13 protein-coding genes are annotated in these 22433 nt (G+C 60.1%); 6 read left to right on the top strand and 7 right to left on the bottom strand.

Going from position 1 to position 22433, the window contains the following annotated elements; all coding sequences use genetic code 11:
* Window positions 1-1198: 1198 nt before the first annotated feature.
* Complete coding sequence (locus DSM100238_RS06690; protein ID WP_338071670.1) at window positions 1199-1870, bottom strand: HNH endonuclease family protein; 672 nt, start codon at window positions 1868-1870, stop codon at window positions 1199-1201.
* Between the two features lie 62 nt (window positions 1871-1932).
* Between DSM100238_RS06690 and DSM100238_RS09545 the strand changes: the two genes are divergently transcribed.
* Complete coding sequence (locus DSM100238_RS09545) at window positions 1933-2085, top strand: hypothetical protein (protein ID WP_167511083.1); 153 nt, start codon at window positions 1933-1935, stop codon at window positions 2083-2085.
* Between the two features lie 110 nt (window positions 2086-2195).
* Here DSM100238_RS09545 and DSM100238_RS06685 read toward each other — a convergent pair whose 3' ends face one another.
* The 3 genes from DSM100238_RS06685 to DSM100238_RS09350 all read right to left on the bottom strand — a co-directional run bounded on the left by DSM100238_RS06685 (window position 2196) and on the right by DSM100238_RS09350 (window position 8619).
* Window positions 2196-3305, bottom strand: a complete 1110-nt coding sequence (locus tag DSM100238_RS06685; protein WP_152355897.1) for a hypothetical protein — start codon at window positions 3303-3305, stop codon at window positions 2196-2198.
* A 977-nt stretch (window positions 3306-4282) separates the two neighbouring features.
* Window positions 4283-5548 (bottom strand): ABC transporter substrate-binding protein, encoded by a 1266-nt coding sequence (locus tag DSM100238_RS06680; RefSeq protein WP_152355912.1) that lies wholly within the window; start codon window positions 5546-5548, stop codon window positions 4283-4285.
* An 878-nt stretch (window positions 5549-6426) separates the two neighbouring features.
* The gene (locus DSM100238_RS09350; RefSeq protein ID WP_167511092.1) at window positions 6427-8619 is read right to left on the bottom strand and encodes an aminotransferase-like domain-containing protein; all 2193 of its coding nucleotides are present in this window, start codon (window positions 8617-8619) and stop codon (window positions 6427-6429) included.
* Between the two features lie 218 nt (window positions 8620-8837).
* Here DSM100238_RS09350 and DSM100238_RS06670 point away from each other — a divergent pair, with 218 nt between their 5' ends.
* Complete coding sequence (locus tag DSM100238_RS06670; protein WP_152355896.1) at window positions 8838-10163, top strand: aminotransferase class III-fold pyridoxal phosphate-dependent enzyme; 1326 nt, start codon at window positions 8838-8840, stop codon at window positions 10161-10163.
* Window positions 10164-10443: 280 nt separating this feature from the next.
* Complete coding sequence (locus tag DSM100238_RS06665) at window positions 10444-11223, top strand: SDR family oxidoreductase (protein WP_152355895.1); 780 nt, start codon at window positions 10444-10446, stop codon at window positions 11221-11223.
* Between the two features lie 221 nt (window positions 11224-11444).
* Here DSM100238_RS06665 and DSM100238_RS06660 read toward each other — a convergent pair whose 3' ends face one another.
* Complete coding sequence (locus tag DSM100238_RS06660) at window positions 11445-13322, bottom strand: DUF4012 domain-containing protein (protein ID WP_152355894.1); 1878 nt, start codon at window positions 13320-13322, stop codon at window positions 11445-11447.
* Between the two features lie 206 nt (window positions 13323-13528).
* A complete protein-coding gene (locus tag DSM100238_RS06655; protein ID WP_152355893.1) occupies window positions 13529-17296 on the bottom strand; it encodes a thiol reductant ABC exporter subunit CydD/CydC in 3768 nt (1255 codons plus the stop codon).
* Window positions 17297-18022: 726 nt separating this feature from the next.
* On the opposite strand from DSM100238_RS06655, the gene DSM100238_RS06650 reads away from it, so the two are divergent.
* From DSM100238_RS06650 to DSM100238_RS06640, 3 genes are all read left to right on the top strand, one after another.
* A complete protein-coding gene (locus DSM100238_RS06650) occupies window positions 18023-18772 on the top strand; it encodes an MptD family putative ECF transporter S component (RefSeq protein WP_167511091.1) in 750 nt (249 codons plus the stop codon).
* Between the two features lie 266 nt (window positions 18773-19038).
* The gene (locus tag DSM100238_RS06645; protein WP_152355891.1) at window positions 19039-19779 is read left to right on the top strand and encodes an energy-coupling factor transporter transmembrane component T; all 741 of its coding nucleotides are present in this window, start codon (window positions 19039-19041) and stop codon (window positions 19777-19779) included.
* On the top strand, window positions 19776-21344 hold the full coding sequence (locus tag DSM100238_RS06640; protein ID WP_167511090.1) for an ABC transporter ATP-binding protein: 1569 nt from the start codon (window positions 19776-19778) through the stop codon (window positions 21342-21344). Before DSM100238_RS06645 ends, DSM100238_RS06640 begins: the two co-directional genes overlap by 4 nt.
* Here the strand turns inward: DSM100238_RS06640 and DSM100238_RS06635 are convergent.
* Window positions 21315-22433 carry a LacI family DNA-binding transcriptional regulator gene (locus tag DSM100238_RS06635; protein ID WP_152355889.1) on the bottom strand — a complete coding sequence of 373 codons (1119 nt, stop codon included), beginning with the start codon at window positions 22431-22433 and terminating at the stop codon, window positions 21315-21317. The genes DSM100238_RS06640 and DSM100238_RS06635 overlap by 30 nt on opposite strands.

Raw genomic sequence — 22433 nt, 5'->3', positions numbered from 1 at the left:
TGATTAAATTGTGGTCTACTGGCGAGACATGGACGCTGCTTGATCATGCGCTAGTCTGAACATCGTGGAGTGAGTCCGTGCACAGCCGTTCACTAGGCGGAGCTGAATCCCAATCAGTCAGTACGCGGACGCGTGGGTGGCAACTTTTACGCGTACTGACTGATTCGGATTCAGCTCCGCCTTGTGAACGGCTGTACCCGTATTCATCCCCCGATGTTCCGACTCGCTCATGTTCAACCAGCTCTCATGTCTCGTCGTGATATCTCATTTTCATCGTCGTGCCGGCGGGGTGACCGCCTCACGAGTCCGTTAGTGTTATAGGTCCGGTTTGTAACGCTGTGTAACATAGCGCGGACTGGAGCTCTCAGCCCTTGTGCCATCAAGCGACACGCCGTCGGCCGTGGAGAAGGATGCCAGGATGAGCGCCGAAACGTGAACACCGGGACAGAGGCATCGGGGCATTGGCACCGGAGAATAGGTATCGGAGCATCAATCTTGTGCCCTGCCCGGGATTGGACAGCTTGATTCGCACGTGCCCGAAATCAGGAGCGAAGTGCCCGACCATCCCGTCATGCGCTTTCCCGACTTGACGCACACGCGCACAGAATCGAGGGCCGCCGATAGATTCTTACGCCTGAAACCAACTCGATTCGCATCCGGTAACCGCAATATCCATTGGCCCGATCCATCACGATGCCGACCGCTTCACATTTCGTCCCGGGCAGACCATCCGCAGGACCTTAATCAGAGATTGGATGTTGAAATCCGGCTCAGGTCGCATGCATCTGTCACACAAGACAACGCTGGGCTTCCACTCCGCGACGTGCCCGACAGAGAATCGCAGAACCAAGCCATTCTGGAACAAGCCTCCTCTGACTCGGAGTACTGGACCTGCCCGTTTCGCGGATCAAAGCGGAAATCAAATGCTGGATCCCGAATCAGTCCACAGAACACCACCGGACGATGGCCTCCTGCCAGTCAGACATCATCAACCACACACAAAACCGCAGAACCAAGCCAATCCCCCTACACCCCTCAACCGCTCGGCCCCCGAAAACCATCCCGCTGCACGGACCAAATCAGGAATCAGATGCCAATATCCGATACACTCCGCAAACAACACCTCACCTGCACGGACCCGCCTGCCGCCACCGCATCCGCCAGATTATCCGAACAGCAATCAATACAAACCGGGCATTCACTGTGTCTGCCGGGTCGGAATCTGCTGACTTGGGCATCCGCGCAGCACCGCGGCGATCGCCTCACGTTCTTGTGGTGTCACACTCAGCCCATACGTGGCCTTCACCGCGACCTGCGTGGCGACATACGTGCAGCGGAACTCCGCGTTCGTCGGCAACCAATAAGCCGCGGACGCTGCACCCTTCTCCTCATTCGCAGGACCATCGACTGCCAGCAGATTCAACGGATCATTGCCGAAACGATGCCGCTGCGCGCGATTCCACCGGGAAGCGCCGGAACGCCAAGCATTCTCCAAGGCCACCACGTGGTCTATCTGGACGGCGGTGCTGGATTTCGTACCGCGCGTGAACTCAATCGTGCGCCCGGTATACGGGTCCTCCAATATGCCGAACCGTACAACGCAGCCGCCTGCCACGGTAAACCGGACATCATGCAGGTCTCGTGCGAGAATATCTTCGCGAATATCGCACCCGTTTCCATCGTCGTCAGTCTGCCGGTAACCGAATTCATCACGCTTGTACCCTTTGCCAGATTGCCGTGCATCTACCACCAATGTGCGCAACACTTCGACGACTGGCCCAGTAGCCACATACTCACCGGTGACGCGGGCGACCGGCGGGCTCACGTACGGCAATACCAAACCGATCGCCAAGCCAAAACACGCAACCACGGCAACGACAATCAGGCACCTCGCCCGCGGACCGGCGAAACGCGGACGGCTGAAACGCCCGGATGAAGAACAAGAACGCCGACGCCACGGATACCGACGGGATGTTCCACTCCGCCGATTGCCCCGATGCTGCTGATACTGCTTACGCCCACGGTCCATGGCTCCCCCTGCCTGTCACCGAATGCCCGACATGCCCGAATGCCCGACATGTCTAGATTCGAAACCCCCATGTGAGTTGCCCCAAGCTCACCTCGGATTCAATCTATCGGACATGCATGACAGCCTGATTCCCATGCCAGCGCAGCCGCCTCACATTCCTCAACAATCACATGCACGTACCGCTATCGTGAATCTTCTGCGCGTTCTGATAATCCGAATCGTTGACAATGTACGCCTTGAACGCCTCAGCCTCCTCGCCGGGTGTCGCAACCGCTACTTGCTCCTTGATGATTTCCTGCTCGTATTCACCATCAACCCCAAAATATTTATACGAATATGCTTCAGCCAAGGCTTCATACCTGCCTTTCGCAATGACAGGCCTACCAGTGCCACAAGCAATGAACACCGATCGATGCGACAATTCATGTTTGACGGTAGTCACCATATAGTTATCTCTCTTAGTATAATCATATTCTTTATGTTGTGTATTGATAAATATTTGATTTGGATGACTGTCTACGAAAAATGCCACCGTAATACTCATGTCATCCCCTGACTCCTTAATCCCATATTCGGCACCGTAATCATCAGTCCTGATGATTTCCACGCCCATGATCGAGGCGATCCGGTCCACAGCCGCGGTTACCGCGCTTTCCGTATTCTCAGCCGCATTGATGCCGGTGACCTGCGCCTCAACCGAATGCAAATGATCAACAGTCGTCTTGATATCATCCTGCACTTTCTTGATAGCCGCATCAACATCCTGAGCATGCGCGAACGCAGACTTGATATCTTCCCACGTAGCATCCTTCTTCGCTTTCGACTTGGCCGCAGCAACGTCCGCCGCATAGGTGTCGCCCACCTGCAGCTCCCACCGGTGAGCCATGTCATCCACCCAGCCATCGACTTCTTTACAATATGTCGAAATCGCGTTCAATGTTTCTGAGTCCAATGCCGCCTTCGCACTGCCAAGCGCTGTGGCATCACCCTGGGGATTGTCCGGATCGCCACCAACCTGCGACTTGAATTCGGCGATGGCATCGTCAAGGGCGGACCGCGTCTTAGCTGCTGTCGTGCCGTTATCCGTCCAATCCTCTAAATATTTGGCGATTTCCTGAGCAGTCTTGTACGACGCCTCGGCTTCCTGTGCAGTAGCCGTAGCGGACACACTCTTCGTGGTCCCCGACGACAAATCAGACAATCCACCACGCGCCGCGCCGAAACCGACCCACGCAACAAGCGCCAGCACAACAGCTACAGCGATAACCGTTACCAAAAGAGCCGTACGCGACTCCTTCGCGCGAACCTGCGCGGGCTGGCTTGGACTCTGCCGCCACGGTCCGATTTGAGACGGCTGCGTCGATGGCTGATATCCGTAAGATTGCTGGAACCCATCGGACCGAGGCTGAGGTTGAGGCTGAGGGCTGAACTGTGGCCTGACATATCCACCGGGCTGCGGGAGAGGCTGGTTGAATCCTCCGGGCTGCGACGTTTGGTACGGCACCTGTCCATAGCCATCAGGGCGGGGAGGCGCCGATACCCGGTGTACAGGTTGCGACGGCCGTGCATCACGTCGTTGTGCGAGAGGCGGAGCGGGCCGCATTGCCGGTTGGACCGGCGGTTGCCCAGACTGCTGTGCGGACGATTGCCCAGGCTGCTGCACGACCGGATTGCGAACATCGGCATTGGGCAGAGGAGGCAGCGTAGGCTGCTGTGTTGATTGACGCGCCGGCGCCTGCGACTGCGGGATTTGCTGTGGCGACGACCCTGAGCGTTGCGGCCGCCCCGATAGGCGCTCATGCGGCGGCTGATTGTCGTACTGGTTCCGATAGGGATTCGTCATCATTGTCCCTTCCCGACTGCATCACGCTGCGATACATCCCGCAGACACGGCAACCATGCGCCTCGCTGTCTTGTTCCTGCCGGTATTGCGGGTCAACACGCAAAACCTATTGATAATCTAAAAAATCCCTCAGACAAGTTCCACAGAATATCAAGAATCCGTTGTGTATCTTTCTCAAACACTAACTTCACTTCTAACATGTCACGTAAAGACGGCCATACATACCTGCCATGGCCCTACAGGACATACCGCCGACAACATACCGCCGACACGGCACCACCAAATGGCACTTCCCGCTCCGGGAACCCAAGCATATCAACGCTTCCTACGCTTCCATCAACACCCTCGACAACAGGTGACGGCGGCAAACCGCTACGGTCTGCCGCCGTCACCAGAACGTATCGCCGAAATCACGCCACCTTACCGGATTGCAGGTGATCGAAGACCGGCTTGTTGTCCCCATCGAACTTGTACACGCCGATGTTGGCGCTCGACGGATCATGGTCCTTGTTGAACGGGCCGATGCCGGTCAGACCTTGGTACTGGATGGACTTGCCGCCCTTCAGCAGTGCCAGGCATTCCTTGTAGCTCTTGCATTTCGTGCCGCCATCCGCACCGGAAACCGCGGGCAGATTGTCCTTGATCGTCGCACCGTCAACCGCGCCACCCTTCTGAGCGGCGAGCGCGGACAGCACTACGGCGTCATAGGTTTCCGCCGCATACGTGAAGTTCTTGACTGACGAATCGATGGCCTTGATGCGCTTTTGGAATTCGTCACTTGCTTCAGCGCCAGGGATGGTCGCCGCATCGCCCTTCAGCACGCCGGGGTCGAAATCGCCTGAGTAATCTTGAGCGTTGCCATCGGTCAGGTACAGCTTGTTGGTGTCAATACCCTGGCTGATCATCTCCTTGACGAGCGCCTTGGTCTGGTCGAAGGCGATCACCAAAATCGCATCCGGGTTGGAGGCTTTCAACGTGGTCACCAGAGATGAGAAGTTCGTTTCAGTAGGGTCGAACGTCTCCGTCTTGCCATAGACGACATCGACATTACTGTCCGCGAGCGTATTGACGATCACTTTGCGCAATCCCGTGCCATACTCGTCGTTGAACACCGCGATGGCAAGCCTCTGGATGCCGTCCTGTTCAATGACATTGCTCATCACAGCTCCCTGCACGCCATCCGGGGCGATGGTGCGGAAGAAATACGGATCGATGCCGGACAGGCTCGGCGAGGTCGCGCCTACGGAAATCACGGGGACTTTCGAGCCTGAAGCCTGCTTGTAGATGTTCTTGCTCACCGAGCTGGATGTAGGGCCGATAATCGCGCCCGGTTTCTTTGCGAGCAGGGATTGGACACCAGCAGTGTTCTGATCGGCGTGATCGGCATCCGAAGAGTCTGCGATGGCAGTATTCACGTCCTTGCCGAGCACGCCGCCGGCTGCATTGATATCCTTGACCGCCAGCTTGAATGCTGCAACTGTGTCTGGACCGAGGAAGGACATACTGCCGGTTTCGGGGAAGAAGCCACCAAGCGTCAACGCGCCGTTGCCCGACGAGGCAGAGCCCGATGAGGAGGATCCTGAACCGCATGCGGCGAGCCCGGACAAACCGAGTGCGGCCGCGGCGACCAGCGCGGTTGCACGCATCGCCGCTGTACGGGCAGAACGGAGGTGCATACGTCGGCGTTGTATGCCCGCGAAACGTCCGTTCTCCTGGCTCACCGCCGAATCACTCGCCGGATTGTTCATCGTGTGCCCGACGCTTGTGAATCCATTCATGATATCTTCCTTTCCTCTGCTTTTCCCAAAACGATCCGCCGCCCCGGCGATATCTCGGATATCGGACTGCGCTTGGACTGACGAGTCCAAACCAGCACAGTCTGAAGGTGAGACCGGCATGTACCGGCACTGCACTGGTATTGCGCCAGTGCCACACCGGGGTACGCTGATTCGGCATGCGCTGGATGATGGTTTCCTGTGCAATACCGGGGTGTTGCGTTGCGCACTATTGTGCTGATTGAACATTTCCCCGCCATTCCCCGACGGCAACATCACTGTTGCCAGATAGAGCAGATGCGTAACCATCAGCGCACGATTGTGTTTCGATGACCGGTCAGCGGCTCAATCGCGGGCATCAGACTGAAGCCGGAGAGGGGCTGGAAGAGGGGCTGCACGCAATCACCAGATGGATGCGGACTGATGATGCGCAATCCCGATGGGCGTCGTGTGAGGATTGGCCACAAATCGGGGTAACAGCACAACTCTCCAGCGCAACCAACCCAGCCGAACACGACATTGTGAGGATCCACTCACAAAACGAGGGGCTAGACCCACGGCATACTCGCCAATCCGGCTTCCACGAGTGGCACCGCGCGGAATCCGGTCACATTCGGCGGCCAGCCGATGACTGCATCAACATCAACGCGTGTTCGACGTATGCGCGGGCGGCGTCACATCACTTACCTTCGGACGGCTCCCATCCACAGGCACTCAACACGAGACCGGGGCGGGCCACGCCCGCTCACGCTCAGACGACCCAACTGCCAGTTGAGACATCAAGCAGTCGCCGCATGAACCAGACATCGGGCGACATGTTCGGAAATTGCCTCAGGCTGCGAAATCGTCACTCGCATCGCATTCCCTTGGGCAATACCCGCATCAGTCAACGGCACCGATCCGCCGATGCCTGCAGGCGTGGCATGGCTGGAACCGCCCATCCCGGCAGCAGCAGCGACCCCCATCATCCCAGACTGGTCGATAGTCGCAGTATGTTCAGCACCCCGCCCGCCATCATCGCCACGGGCATCATCCGGACTTGCATCACTACGAACCGCAGAACCGGTGGCATCGACGGCACCACCTGTCGCATCCCTGTCGAGCACACTGTCGTTCAGGACTATGTCATCCTGCCAGTTATCTCCGCCAAGCACCCGTTCCTGCGAGCGCAGACCGTCATCGCCCGCGGAAACGCGGAATTCCGGCAGGAACCGCCCGCCTTCAGCCACACGGATATGCTCCTGCGCGAGGATTCGCCTTGCCGCAAGCGGATCTCGCACTGGCAACCACATGTTGAACCCGCTTCCTTCCACGGTTCGCATACCGAACCGTTCAAGCAACGCCGCCATCGTCTTGCGCCTGAGCGCGTAGGTGTGACGCGCACCCGCAATGGTCGTATACGCTTGGCGGTCCGCAAGCATCTCGCACAGCAGCTCCTGGAGGAATCTGCTGACCCAGCCTGCTCCCAACCGTCGTCGTTCCACAATGGCATCAACCGCTTCGCGCGGCCCGGACAATGCTGCAAGCCGCAAATCAGGGCCATGCGATTTCGAGAAACTGCGGATATGGATCACCCGGTCAGGCAGCAGGGAACCCAAGGACACGGCGAACACATCGGCGACCATGCCGCTGCTGTCATCTTCGACAATCAGCGGAATGTCACGCCCAATCACTTCCTGTTCCCAGATGCGCAATACTCTGGAGATTGCCGACAGACGTTCGGGCGTGTAGCTGATACCCGTAGGATTTTGGGCACGCGGTTGGATGATGACCATGCTGATACGTCGGCCTTGCTCCCGTGTCGGCCCTGGAGCCGGCCCGAACCGTTCCAACACGTCAAGCAGGCGATGGGGATCCATGCCTTCCGCATCGACCGGTACACCGACGGCGATCGCCCCGCGTTCCCGCAGCACATCAAGAATGAACGGATACGTAGGGGATTCGACCACCACCACATCGCCATGCCGGACGAACGCCGCGATGGCGAGCGCAAGCCCGTCCCCCGCTCCGGACACCATGGTCATCGCCTGCGGATCATACGGCCAGTCGCCGCGCAGCTCTTCTTCCAGCATGGGAAGGATTGTCGGCCCGGTGTACGAGTTCACAAACGCCCGACGGTTGCCGAGCCGGGCAAGATACGGGCGGATGGTCGGCAGGAGCGTGTTGTCAGGGGTGCCGCGAGACAGGTCGATGACCGGGGCGTGTGCAATGGCGGAACCTGTGAGTCCTTGCGTCTGTCCGAAGCCCCACGTACCGGCATTCCGTTCGGCGTGCGTTCCGGAACTATCGGCAACGCCTCGGGTTCCATGGATTCGTCCCGTTCCGGATGGTTCGAATACCGCTCCGGCACCTGCCGACAACATGGATGCATATGATTGCCGACCACCAGCGCCGCTGGTGGTGGTTGCGGCGGACGCCGGCGGAATGTTCACTTCGGACAGTGCCTGCGGCAACACGAATGTGCCTGCCCTACCCCGCGAATGGACCACTCCCGAGCGGGCAAGCATATGGTAGGCGGCGGAAACCGTGGCTGGGCTCACATGCAGTGTACTTGCGAGCGCCCGGACCGTTGGCAGCCGGGTTCCCGCCACAAGTACTTCGGTGGATACCAAGGTGGTGAGCGATTCGACGATGCGTTGCGGTGTCGCCGTCGCGGTCTGGGTGCGGACGAATCCTGCGAGACGTTCGGCTCCTATGGTTGGGGCTTGTGTCGATCGGGTTCCAGCGGCATCGGCGGCAGTGGCGGCGTGGGCGGCATCAGTGATGCCAACGAAACCGTCGACACGAGCAGAACCTATCGAGCCGGCGGAACCTACAGTACCGACGGGACCTTCAGCGTCGATGGAACCCGTGAGTCCCGAACCACGTGAGCCCTGGTCAACGGCGGAACCTGCGCCACCGGCAGAGCCACCACATTCATGATGGTCATGATGCTGACTGTAGGAATCATTGTGCTTATTGTCCGTAATCATTTCGTCTTCTCGCCTTCTCCGCTCACCGCTGCCCGCGCGCGCACGCTTCATTTGACATTCTCAGTATTGCCAATCGCGATTATTCCGGTGTTTCAAAAGGACGCACAACTGGAAATGTCCACGTAAAACGCGAAATGTCCATCACTCACAATGCCAATTGCAACGCCAATTGAACGCAGCCCGACCCGAGTCGGGACCCTTCGAGGAAAGGACACATCATGGGACATGATTGCTCGGCAGATGAGACGATCTGGAACGACGCCTACGCATTGGACCGTGCGCACGTCTTCCACTCCTGGCACGCACAGCGCAACCTCCACCCAACCGAAGTGGTCACCGGCCACGGCGTGTGGCTCAAGTACGCGGATGGCCGTGACATGCTGGACTTCACCAGCCAGCAAGTCAACGTCAATATCGGCTACCAGCACCCCGCGGTCGTCGAAGGCATCAAGCGACAGGCGGAACTGCTCGCCACCATCGGCCCCGATTACGCGAACCTCGCCCGTGGCCGAGCCGCCTCGCTGGTCGCCCGCCGTGCCCCCGCAGGATTCGACAAAGTGTTCTTCACCAACGCCGGCGCCGATGCGAACGAAAACGCCATGCGCGCGGCACGCCTGGTCACCGGGCGCGACAAAATCCTCTCCTCATACCGCTGCTACCACGGCAATACCGGCGCAGCAATCAGCGCGACCGGCGACTGGCGTCGCAAACCGAACGATTACGCACGCGGCCACGTCCATTTCTTCACGCCGTACCTGTACCGCTCCGAATTCTTCGCCACCACGCAGGAAGAGGAATGCGAGCGCGCGCTCACCCACCTTGAGCACGTGATCCAGTTCGAGGGGCCGGACACCATCGCCGCCGTACTGCTGGAATCCATTCCCGGCACCGCAGGCATCATCATTCCCCCGAAGGACTATTTCAAGGGCGTGCGCGAGATCACCCGCAAATACGGCATCCTGATGATCACCGACGAAGTGATGGCCGGCTTCGGGCGCACCGGATTCTGGTTCGCGCTCGATGACTACGATTACACGCCGGATATCATCACCTTCGCGAAGGGCTGCAATTCCGGGTATGTGCCGGCGGGCGGCGTGATCATGTCCGATCCGGTAGCCCAACATTTCGATGACGTCGTGTTCCCCGGAGGACTCACCTATTCCGGGCATCCGCTGGCGATGGGCGCCATTGTGGCGACGCAGGAGGCAATGGAGAAAGAACATATCGTCGACAACGCCCACGATGTCGGCCGGGACGTGCTCGGACCTGGCTTGCAAGCGCTGACCGAGCATCATCCGACCATCGGAGAGGTGCGCGGAAAAGGCGTGTTCTGGGCGGTGGAACTGGTCGCAGACCGGGCCACCAAAGAGCCGCTCGACGACGCGACCATGCAGCGGATCGTCAAGGAAGCCGACAAGCTGAATCTCGTGCTCGGCGTTCACAACAACCGTATCCACGTGACCCCGCCATGCGTGATCAGCGCTGAGGAAGCGGCTGAAGGCGTCGCGCGGCTGGACCAAGCGATGACCGCCGCCGGCTGCTGACCTGCTGTTGGCGTGGTCCCGCATGATTCCGCGCATTTCCGCATAGTTCCGGCGTGCGATGCCACACATTGCAACCCGGAGGCCGGCACCGCAACCGCACTGACCGCAATACGGTACGCCTTACCGTACAGGTACGGTAAGGCGTTCCAGACGACACACCTTGAACCGCACAGTGTTGACGGATACAGCATCGGCACTGTATATCAACATCGATACCACACGAGATCCCATATCCCGCAATATCTCGCACCATGAAACGACACAGACAGGAAGGCAGATCATGACAGAACAAACATCAGCGACACCGCTTGACGGCGTCAAACGCGCAGTCGTCACCGGAGCGTCAAGCGGCATCGGCGCGGCGACGGTCCGCTCGCTCGTCGCGGACGGATGGCATGTAGCCGCGCTAGCCCGCAGAGTCGAACGTCTCGACGCGCTGGCCAAGGAACTCGGCGATGCAGTCGAACCCATCGCCACCGATATCACGGACGAATCCAGCGCGCAGGCTGCCGTCGAAACCATACTCGCCGGCGGACCGGTCAAGGCGCTGGTCAACTGCGCTGGCGGCGCCATCGGCAAAGACCCAGTCGCCACCGCAAGTATCGACGACTGGCGAGCCATGTATGAGCTCAACGTGCTCGGCACGCTGCGCATGACGCAGAAACTGCTCCCGGCGCTCAAGGAATCCGCCGGCACAGTGCTCGTCATCTCCTCGACCGCCGGCATCGAACCGTACGAGGGTGGTGCCGGGTATTGCGCATCGAAATTCGCCGAACGTGTGATGGCCCGTGTGCTGAGGCTGGAAATGATTGGCGAGCCGATCCGTGTGGTGGACATCTCCCCCGGCATGGTGCACACCGACGAATTCTCAATGCACCGCTTCCACGGCGATGCTTCGAAGGCAGCCGCCGTGTACGCCGGCGTACCGGATCCGCTGAAAGCCGAGGATATCGCCGAATGCATCCGATGGGCGCTCGATCAGCCGGATACGGTCGATATCGACTCGATTGTGGTCAGGCCGCGGGCGGAAGGCTCGTACACGAAGGTGTACCGCAAGTAAGGTGTGGTCGCCGCCATCTCTGCTTCTGCCGACACTGAGGAGTACGTAAGCGTCGGCAGAAGGGTCTACCGACGGTGAAAGGTGCATAAGCGTCGATAGAGGAATCTACCGACGGTGAGACAGCCCCAAGCGTCGGCAGAAGGTTCCGGGGGTGTGGGCGCTATCTGGAATCCTCGATGCGGGGCTCACTGTAAAGCCCTGAACCGACTACAGAACTCCAATCACTTCGCTCCGATGGTACATGCCGAGGTGCCCACGCTCACTCCAGGGTTCTCCCAGCCCATCGGCGTCTGGTCAACACCCAAGTCGGACTTGGCTTTTGTGGATGTGGTCACATCGAAGGAATACGTCATCGACTTACCGGGGTTCAGCAGCACCAGTGTCGTGGTGACATCCTTGCCGTTCAGCGTAGTACGCTTCGGTGCCACGGATACCGTGCCGTTCCCGCTCGTGGTGATATTCGAAATCGACCCGCCGGCAGGCGCGTACATCAGCATCTTCTCAACGGCCATACCGCGTGCCAGACTCGGCACCTGGACGCCGCCTGCGATGTAGTCAGGCAACGTAGCCAGTTCGGCGTTCGTCAGCGTGTTGCTCAACGTATATTCGACGTGATACGTCTGAGAACCGTCGCTATTGCACGATGTCCGCGTAATCTTTGTCGTACGGTGCACGTACCAATCCATCTTGGACGGGTTCTGCTCCGTAATGTACATGCCGATCTTCGGGTTGGCTTCATCGCTCGGCGTGGACGCGGTGAATCCAGCGGATTGCAAGGAACTTTCGGTCGCTTCATCAAAACTGTACATGGAGAAATGCCGGCCCTGGGCGAGCGAGGACATCGCCTGCCCGACCTGCGTCAGCTTCGTGAGGTTGATATTCGAGAACATCGCGCTGATCGACTGGACGGCGACTTCGGTGAAATACTGGTCCTGCATGCTCACCGGATAATCCTTGTATACCGTGTTGAGCAGGAATTCCGCCGTGTTGGTGCCGTCGAGCACGCGGCCGTCCGACAGGGTGACCTGCCCGTTGATGGCGACCATCTTCTGGAGGAATACCGGGTCGACCATCAGCACACCGTCCAGGTTTTGGCCGGCTCCCCACGGGGTACGCTGCCAGATCGCCCGCATACCTTCCGCCGAGCGTTGCGTATCAGGATAGACGGCGAGATCGCGCATGTCGAAGGACATCTGCAGCGGGCCCCACTGGTTGAAGATACGCTGTTCATCGGCAGTCGGATCACCAGTCCCGTAGGGTATGTATTCCGTGTTCGAGCGGAAGTCGCCGATTGAGATCTTGCCGTTGTCGGTGGTCATCACACCGACGGAACCCAGCAAACCGCCGCTGGAACGGGCTTCTGACGTGGTCATTGCCATGACCGCATACGTCTTCGCACCGCCCGATCCGAGGAAACCGGGGATGATATCAAGCGCATTCGCCAATTCATTGATTGTCGTCCCCGCCGTGTTCAGCTGCTTCTTGCCGCTGGCGTATGCCGTGGCGATCTTGCCGATCTTGGGCTGTGGCAGGGCGTCATATTCGCTGACCAGCTTCTGGAGCGGCTCATTCGCGGCTTTCATGGATGTAGCGGCCTGGGTGATCGGTTCCAAGTTCAATGAGCCGTCGTCCGTAGTCAGCGATGCGTTCACCAGTGTGCCCAGTGTGGAGCTGAGTTGCGGAATCGATCCGGTGGCCAGCTCGTGCACGATGCGGGTCATGCCACGCACGGTGGTAATGTCATCGCCGTACACGGGCATGTGGGAGGCAAGCGTCCACAGCTTCCCGTTGGTGATCTGTTGAGCGGCCGCGGTTTCCGATTGCAGTTGCGGCAACACCGCGTTGATGGAATCCACGGTGTCTTTGCTGATGCCGGCAGTACCCGAACCGGACAGCCCCTTCAGCCCGGACATCAGCGATATCGCCTTCTCCTCATGGGCTTTGACTTCCATGGCCTGCTTGTAGAAGGTGGTTGCAACAGCGCCTACAACCCCCGCCACAACCACCAAGACAATCAGGACAATCCACGGCCAGATATGCCTACGCCTGCCCCCATGGATACCGGGCATGTTGCCGTGCTGCGCCGAATGTCTGCTCATGCTGCTCCTCACCGATCCCCGGCATGCGACCGGATGCGACCATGCCACACCCCCTGGCCGCACCGGTGCAATCCAACTCATCGTATTATCCCGCACCCGGGGAACGCATCGCTCAGCCCGATGGTGATATCCACCGTTGCTCCACGTTTCGCCACAGGTGCGGTACAGCAGATTACCGTGCGCGGATGCCGGCGAACCCGTCTGTGTCAGACACGCACCACCACATCCGCGACACGCATCGTCGACTGCCGATGCGAGACCAGCACGATGGCGACATCACGCTCAGCGGCCATCTGATTGACCGACGTGAGAATCACCGCCTCGTTCAATGCGTCCAAACGGCTGGTCGGTTCATCAAGCAGCACCAGATCCGCCTTGCGCAAGAAGACACGCGCCAGACCGATGCGCTGCCGTTCACCTTCGGACAGGCGACCGCCAAGCTCACCGACCTGCGTATCCAGCCCGTCAGGCAGCGAATCGACCAAATCAAGCACGGATGCCTTCCGCAAGGCCTCGCGCAACTCCTCGTCGCTCGCATGGTCATTGGCAATCCGCAGGTTCTGGGCAATCGAACCGTCAAACAGATAGGTCTCTTGGCTCATCATCGTCTGCGTACGACGACGATACGACGCGTCCACTTGCGGAAGCGGCATGTTGGAGAAGCAAATCCTGCCATGCTGCGGGTCCCAGTAGCGCATCAGCAGTTTGAGTACCGTCGACTTGCCGCGTCCGGACGGCCCTTGGATCCCCAAAATACCGGTCTTGGGGACAGCCAAGGACAAGTCGCGCACAATCGGCTGGTCGGGACGATACGAGAAGTCCACATGCTCGAACGCCATGCCGTCATACGCAGGCTTGCTGGTGCCGGTCTCCACAACGGCCGGCTGCTCGTCAAGCAGTGCGAACAGGCGCCTTGCGGAGGCGAAGGTCTGCGTCAGATTCGCCGGGAGCGCACTCAAGGCGAGGGTCGGGCCGAACGAGCTTGCGATCAGCACCACGGCGACCACGGCATTCGGAATGGAGAACGGGTTGCCCTGCGACACGCGCAACGCGACCAGAACCGCGCCGACGGTCGCTGCGATGACCAGCAGACCGCCGATAGCGGTGAAGCGGCCGGTGCGGCGGCTCAGACGTGCCCGTTCCGACCACAGGCGACGTGTTCTGGAGATGATGTTGCCCAACCGGCGATTGCCCTGCCCGAAGCGGATGATCTCGTCAAGACCATGCATATCGTCAAGCATGACATCGTCAAGCTGTGCGGAATACTTGCGGATCTTCGGACCGAGTGTACGCACGCTCGCCGCGAAACGGCGGGGAAGCAGCACGCCGACGACCAGATGTGCGACGACCAGCAGCAGCGCGAACCACGGGTCGAGCGTGAACGCCGCCACTGTGAAGACGATTGTGGTCACTATAGCGATGACGACCGGTGAAATCGTATGCGCGAAGAAGATCTCCAGCAGCTCGACATCGGTGGTGATCAGCGAAATGAGATCGCCCTTGCCCTTGCCGGCAAGCTTGGCGGGAGCCAACTTGCGCAACGCGGCGAACGCCTTTGACCGGAACAACGCCAGCAGGCGGAACGCGACATTATGGTTCATGTACTGTTCCGCATACCGCATAACACCGCGCAGCAAGCCGCACACCACCATGCAGATCACCGCGGTGCGGGCCGACAGCCCCCATACCGGATGCCCAAGATGGGCGAACAATGCGCACACACCGAACACCGGCAGGAATGTCGCCGACAAATGCCCGATGGTGCCGTAGAGGCACGCCTGAACCATGTACAGGCTCAACGGCCTGACCTCGCCAAGCAGACGGCCGATCAGCGACATTGAGCCGAGGCGTTTGGCTTGTGTACCGCCGGCGGCAGCAGGAGCAGCGCTGGCATCGGAGTCTGAGCCCGTGTTGCCGGCAGCCCCTGCCCCGGACGCATCGCTTGTATCAGCTGCCTGCGAGCCGTCTTTTGTGTACGACAATGTCGGAACCGCGCTGCCGCTTGCCGACGCATCAAAAGCGCCGGACGCCTTGCCGCGCCCCATGCCGGCGAGTTGACGCATCTGCTCGCTGCCGACCAGCATACGAGCATCGTCACGGTGAGCGACATGCTCAAACACCGCCTGGGCCCGGAACAGTTTCGCGTACACGCCATCCGTCACCACAAGCGCATCATGCTGGCCGGTTTGGGCGACCGTGCCATGGTCGAACACCACAATCTGGTCGGCGAGCACCGCGTTCGCCACGCGATGCGTGATCATCAACACGGTTTTATGGTCCGCCAAGTCACGGATCGTGGCAAGAATGCGGTTTTCGCTGTCAACATCAACACTGCTGGTGGCTTCGTCGAACACGTAAATCGCGCTGTCTCGCAGCAGTGCACGAGCAATCGCGACACGTTGGCGCTGCCCGCCAGACAGGTTCGCCGCATCCTGTTCGATCTTCATGTCAAGACCGCCTGGCTGGGCGCATACAAAATCATCGATACGCGCCTGGTGCAGCGCGACCCACAAGTCGTTATCCGTGGCTCCCGGCTTGGCCATCACCAGATTCTGCCGCAAGGTACCGGCGAACAAATGGCTCCGGGCGCTGACCACAGTCACTGCGCCCGTCAACGACTGTTCCGCCACATCGCTCAATTCCACGTCCGCAGACGTGCCAAGCAGCGAATAACCAAGACGGATCGAACCGTCATATCCGACCAGCGAGCCGCCCAACAGGCCGGCTGCCGTGGACTTGCCAGACCCGGACATGCCGACGATGGCAGTCAGTTTGCCGGGATGCGCAGTGAAATTCACGTCCTGGAGGGCGACCTTCTTGTCATCGCCTGAACCGTAAGCGAATCCGACATGATCGAAGGTCACGGACACCGAATCCGCGACCGAAGGCAGACGAATGCTGCCATGATGCGGTACCGGCGCATCCAACAACGCGAAAATCCGTTTCGTGGATGTCATGCCGTTCATCGCCACGTGGAAATACGATCCCAACTGGCGCAGCGGCAGGAAGAAGCTCGCCGACAGCAAGGCGACCACCAATGCCGCCGGGAGCCAGATTTGACCGATCATGAACTGCCAGATCGCCACGCCGATGCCGGCTGCCGTCCCGCCGTACGCCACCAGGTCCATCGCCGACAGCGAGCGCAGCTGGATCTGCAGCACACGCATGGTCATGACGCGGAATTCCTCGGCCTTCTGATCCATATCCTTGGCCGCACGCCCGTCGGCATCGAAGGTTTTCAAGGTTTCCAAGCCTTGCAGGTTATCAAGGAACGCGGCACCCATATCGGTGTACTTGCCCCAGTACTTCTTGAACACCCGGGAGGCGCTCATCGCCACCAGTCCCACAATGACGACGATCAGAGGGGCGCACACCAGCAGAACCAATGCCGCCGGCCAGTTGACCGGGGCGACGAAGATGAACAGGGTGATCGGCGCGAGAATCGAATAAAACAGTTGCGGAAGGAACAGCTCGAAGAAACTTTGAATCTGTTCAATGCCTTCGCCAGCGGACTGGACCACGTCGGATGTGCGTACACGCTGCGCATAGGAGGGGCCGAGTTGCAGCATCTTGCGGTACAGCTTCTCACGCAGTGCGAGTTTGACGCTTTCGCTCGCGCGGGTGCCGAAATAGGCGGAACAGCGGGTGGCCACATATTTCACGACGACGATGACGGCGATGAACAGGATGAACATGCCGTAGTTGTCGGGGTATGCAGACAGGGCCTGTTTGCCGGATTCGAGCGCCGAATCGCCCTGCGTCTGCGCAGGATTGAGGCATCGGCCGATCGCGTTGAGCCGGGTGCATTTCGACGCGTCGAGCGGCTCGACATATCCGAGGATGTTGCCGAGTAAACCCACCAGAACATAGGCGAACCCGATGTCCGCCAACAGCGACACCCACAGGCACACCACCTTCGCCGCCACCAGGCGCTTGATGCCTGGCGTCAACGAAAACAGCCGCTTATCGAACATGCCGACCCCTTTCCGCAAACGCGAATCACATGAACATCTCACCGGACTCGTTGGACCCGGACCCGCTCGGCCTACGCCGAAGGTTGTGTCGCTCGGTCGCCACGCGACGACCGCTCGATGGCGGGCTCGCAGCAACCGGGTAGGCAGATACCATTCGGTGACGGTCGAAGGTCCGGCAACAGCAGGCGGCACAGTCAGGCGCAGGATGAGGACATCATGCGCGCCGGTCTGAACGCTGGAATTCAGGCCTTTGGAACCCGGCATGCCAACTGCATACGGTCACGATCACAATGGGGGTATTGTAGCTGATTGCCCTGTCTGATACCAGAGTTTTCGCAAACCGCGACCAATACTTCATAATCCCGCGCGCAAACGGACGGAGACCCGTGCAGCCAGACCCAGATGACACGCACGAAGACGCGCACACAGCGACACACGAAAGGCACACGAAAGGCACACAGCGCCCGTGACACATACGAACAGATGACGGTGTCACCGCCGCAACAGCAGTCTGACGATTATCTGAGAATTTCGTCCCGCACTAGTGACTTTTGATTCGATTGCCGCTAACCTGTGTGGCGACGACACCTCCGGATGCACCAGGAGACTTGGCGCACGGCATGGCATGCGGCCGAAAGGAGCATCAGGCATCCAGGATTCGGACAGGTGACGCACCAGCATCACTACACACCGACACCGTATTCGGCCACCATGTTCGGAGGAAGTATGAGCACCATCAACGACAGCAACAGGCAACCATCCACACGCCTCGCCGCCAATCCCGATGACAACGGCAATCCGGCAGGCTCCGCAAACACAGCGAGCGCCACCAGCCCGGCACGCCCAGAGAGCCCGCGCGCGACTGCCACCCGGCTCGGTCCACGTGACTACATCACCATCGGCGTCTACACCGTCCTGTATTTCGTGATGATCTCCATCGGAGCGCTTATCACGCATCTCATCCCCGTCGGCATGCCGTTCGCCGGATTCGCATGCGGCCTGCTCGGCACCACGCCACTGATGCTGCTGATGGCGAAAAGCCAAAGATTCGGCGCGATCAGCATTATGGGCATCCTGCTGGCCTTGCTGATGGGCGCCGTGCACGGCAATTACTACACAGTCGCCACTTCGATCATCGCTGCGGTACTCGCAGACCTGATCGCCACAAGAATCCGCACAAGGAGCAACGGCAGCACCGAAGCCCCGACCCGCAGCACCGGCGTCACCCTCGCATCCGTATCGGTGTTCAACCTGTGGAGCATCGGCATGTTTCTGCCGTTCTACATCGGCCGGGCCACGTATCTGCAACAGCTGACCGCACGGAAAGGCGCTGAATACGCCGGTCGTCTCGCAGGACTGTTCCCCGCTTGGACGCTTCCATTGGTCATCGTGCTCGGCCTGCTGGGCGGTCTGCTCGGCGGTGCGATCGGTCTGGCGCTGTTGCGACGCCACTTCAAGCGGGCAGGGCTCGCCTGAACCAATCGATCAATCTGCATCGATCCGCATCCGCGAAGCACCGGCTACCGGTCGGGACGGCAGCGGTCCGGAACCATGAGCATCGTGTCGGGAAATGTCGTAATCCCAACGCGATCGCCGTACCCGCCATAGCCACTTGTACACCTTGTGGCAGCGGCGGGCGAGACGAACGAGACGGTCGCGGCGGGCGTGAAGGCACGAAGCACACGCTTCCAGTAATCCCGAACGCGGCGTCCATACACCCATCCAAGCGACATCTGGAAAGGATGACATTGACGATCAGCCCGATAGCGCAACACGGCATGTTGCGGTGCGATCCACGCACCAAACTTGCATTCACCCTCACGGTCGGTTGTTTTTGTCTGACATCCGCCGGCGGGGATGCGCCCGTCATGCAGCAGGCGCGCGGAGTGCTCATCTGTTGCACATTCCTGCTGTTGGCCGGATCAGGGCGTCTGAAACAGGCGCTCGCCATGGGGCTGTTCTCCGTTGCCTGCGTGGGACTGGCGCATGTCACCGCGCACTGGCACGGGACGGCCGCATGGTTTTCCACGATGTCCCTCACCATGTGGATGCAGATGCTGCCCAGCGGGGTGGCGGCATACTGGCTGATGGCGACCACGACGGCAAGCGAGCTGACCAGCGCACTGCAACGGATGCATATCCCGCAGGCGGTCACGATTCCTCTGGCGGTGATGTTCAGGTTCTTCCCCACCGCCGCTGAAGAGCAGCGCGCGATCAACGACGCGATGCGGATGCGTGGCGTGCATATCAGGGGTCGCAAAGCGAATCGCATGCTCGAATACCGTGTCGTTCCGCTCGTCGCCAACATGGTCCGCATCGGCGACGAGCTCACCCAAGCGGCGCTGACCCGAGGACTTGGCGCGCGCACCGAACGGACGAGCATCGCACGCATCGGCTTTCACGGGCTTGATATCGTGCTGCTGACGGCTTGCGGCGCATGCTGCGCGCTGTGGGCGCTCACCGCATTCGGAGTACTGTCATGACCGGTACTGCGATTGATTTCTGTCACGTCTCCTTCGCATACGCGAACGGTGCCGCCGGCTTGCGGGACACGACCATCGCCTTCGACGCGGGGCAGGTGATTGTCCTATGCGGCGCCTCAGGCTGCGGGAAAACCACGATGACCCGGCTGATCAATGCCTTGGCACCGCAGTATTTTCCCGGCATACTGCACGGGAATGTCACCGTCGCCGGCGTGGATACGCGTACCACGGATATCGCCACGCTGGCTGAGCATGTCGGTTCGGTGTTCCAGAACCCCGACAGTCAATTCTTCACCATGAACGTGAGGGACGAACTCGCGTTCGCGTGTGAGAATCTGGCGATGCCTCCTGATCTCATCCGCGAGCGCGTGGAGTCCACCGCCCGCGCATATGCGCTCACCGACTTGTTGGACCGGCCGCTGGCCGATATGAGCGGCGGCCAGCGGCAACGCGTGGCTTGCGCTGCGATATCGGTTGCCCGGCCGCCGATCGTGGTGTTGGACGAGCCGACCAGCAATCTTGACGCGACGTCAATCAACGCGTTGCGTGGTATCGTCGCCCGGTGGAAACGCGAAGGCAGAACGGTTGTCATCGCCGAACACCGGTTGTCCTGGCTTGACGGTCTGGTCGATACGGCGCTCATCCTCGACGGCGGCCGTGTGGTACGCCGGTTTACCGGGCAGCAATGGCGGAATCTCTCCGATAGCGAGCGCCTTCATCTCGATTTGCGTCCGGTCACTGTACAGCAGCTTCGCAGCATTCGCGTCTCTCGACACCCCCACACCCCTACACACCAGGCTGACGGCAACAGCTCGCCCGCCTACCATGTCAACGGTTTCCGATACCGATACCGCCACACGCGGCACGACACGCTCGATATTAGCGATATGACGATTCCATGCGGCGCCGTCACAACAGTCATCGGACTGAACGGCGCCGGAAAATCAACCTTCGCGCGATGCCTGCAAGGTCTTGACCGGCGCTGCCGCGGCACGCTCATCGCCCCAGACGGCGCACGATTGCAAGCCCGGCAACGGTTGGACGCGTGCACCACCGTGCTGCAAGACGTCAACCGCGAGTTGTTCACCGAATCCGTGCTCGCGGAAGTCATGCTGTCACAGCCATGTGAAAACGAGCGAGCGGCACTCGACATCCTTGATTCACTGGGGTTGCGCCAGCTGGCAGACCGCCATCCGATGTCATTGTCAGGCGGGCAGAAACAGCGTGTCGCCATCGCCGCGGCCATCGCAAGCCAGCGCCCGATCATCATCGTTGACGAACCGACCAGCGGGTTGGATTTGCGGCACATGCGCGAGGTCTCCTCGCTGATCCGGGGACTTGCGGAGCGTGGCCGCACCATCGTCGCAGTCACACACGACCCGGAGTTCGCGCTAGAGGTGTCCGACTACGTGGCGCAACTCGTGGACGGACGGCTCGCCGATTGGTATCCAGTCACCACGCCGGGCGGAACAGCCAAACTGCTGGATGCGCTTGTCCCGGATTGCGACAGTCCCTTGTCTCACGCAGGCGACCAGTCACCGTCCCAGCGAGACGCCGGCCAGTGACGCGCGTTTGACGACTTTCGCCTCGACTTGGCCCACACCATATGTGGACACCGGATACCCGGGTTCAGGCCCCTCCCTCATCAGGAACAGCGCCTCCCGCATCGCGGCGACACCAAGCTGATGGTAATCCGGTCGAATGGTCGTCAGCGGCGGGAACGTGTCGCGCGCCACCGCAATGTCATCGAAACCAGCCAAGCTGACATCCTGCGGAATGCGAATATCATGCTCTCTCAACGCGCGAGCCACGCCGATGGCCTGCGCATCATCCGCCGTGACCACCACCGTCGGCAATTTGGCTCCGGACGAGCCAATGTATTCCAACACATGGTTCATTTGCGCATACGCCTCATCGGACTGCCAAGAACGACACCGCACAATCCGTGAGGAAATCGCGTATTGCGCGGACAGTTCACGCCACGCTTCCAGCCGTGTCGTCGCATCCCGCCATTCCGAAGGCCCCGCGAAATACAAGGCAGTGCGGTGCCCATACCCGGCGATCATGCTGATCAGCCGATCCATGGCGCCCCACTGGTCGATACCCACGATCGCAGTCCGGTCACGCTGGGCTTCATCACGGATCATATTCAAACCGGTGCTGATGCTGGTTCCGCCGTTCGTCGCCGTCAACACAATCCGCGGCCTGGTGACCGGAGCACGACACGCGGCAGTAAACAGGACATCCGTCGGAACCATCATGATGAGTGCATCCGCATTCAGTTCATCAAATCCGTCGCACAGACGGTTGAAATCGCTCTGCGAACACATAGCCTTGCGAATCATCGACACGGCGACAAACAGACCCCGCGAACGTGCAGCCGACTCAATCGCCTGAAGGGTCTGCACGGCCCCATGGAACTGGTCTCCCCCCATAATCACGCCGATGATGCGGGAACGGTGTGAAGCGAGTGCCCGTGCGGAATTACTGGGACGATACCCGAGCTGCTGAATGGCTTTGCGGACGCGATTGCGCGTGTCGACCGATACGTCCGGGGAATGGTTGATGACGCGGGAGACCGTTTGATAGCTCACTCCCGCCAATGCGGCCACATCTTTCATCGACGGGCGAGCGGTCCGACGATTGTGTTCCAT

This window comes from Bifidobacterium apri, from assembly GCF_009299485.1.
GTDB lineage: Bacteria > Actinomycetota > Actinomycetes > Actinomycetales > Bifidobacteriaceae > Bifidobacterium > Bifidobacterium apri.
Note: the sequence above shows the minus strand (reverse complement) of the source record. Positions and strands in the feature narration are given on the sequence as shown.

Bases quoted from the DNA above. Each gene is read 5' to 3' on its own strand.
- DSM100238_RS06670 (WP_152355896.1), top strand. From the start codon at position 8,838: ATGGGACATGATTGCTCGGCAGATGAGACGATCTGGAACGACGCCTAC.
- DSM100238_RS06640 (WP_167511090.1), top strand. From the start codon at position 19,776: ATGACCGGTACTGCGATTGATTTCTGTCACGTCTCCTTCGCATACGCG.
- DSM100238_RS06660 (WP_152355894.1), bottom strand. From the start codon at position 13,322: ATGAGCAGACATTCGGCGCAGCACGGCAACATGCCCGGTATCCATGGG.
- DSM100238_RS09350 (WP_167511092.1), bottom strand. From the start codon at position 8,619: ATGATTACGGACAATAAGCACAATGATTCCTACAGTCAGCATCATGAC.
- DSM100238_RS06655 (WP_152355893.1), bottom strand. From the start codon at position 17,296: ATGTTCGATAAGCGGCTGTTTTCGTTGACGCCAGGCATCAAGCGCCTG.
- DSM100238_RS06645 (WP_152355891.1), top strand. From the start codon at position 19,039: ATGACATTGACGATCAGCCCGATAGCGCAACACGGCATGTTGCGGTGC.
- DSM100238_RS09545 (WP_167511083.1), top strand. From the start codon at position 1,933: ATGAAGAACAAGAACGCCGACGCCACGGATACCGACGGGATGTTCCAC.
- DSM100238_RS06635 (WP_152355889.1), bottom strand. From the start codon at position 22,433: ATGGAACACAATCGTCGGACCGCTCGCCCGTCGATGAAAGATGTGGCC.
- DSM100238_RS06650 (WP_167511091.1), top strand. From the start codon at position 18,023: ATGAGCACCATCAACGACAGCAACAGGCAACCATCCACACGCCTCGCC.
- DSM100238_RS06680 (WP_152355912.1), bottom strand. From the start codon at position 5,548: ATGCACCTCCGTTCTGCCCGTACAGCGGCGATGCGTGCAACCGCGCTG.
- DSM100238_RS06665 (WP_152355895.1), top strand. From the start codon at position 10,444: ATGACAGAACAAACATCAGCGACACCGCTTGACGGCGTCAAACGCGCA.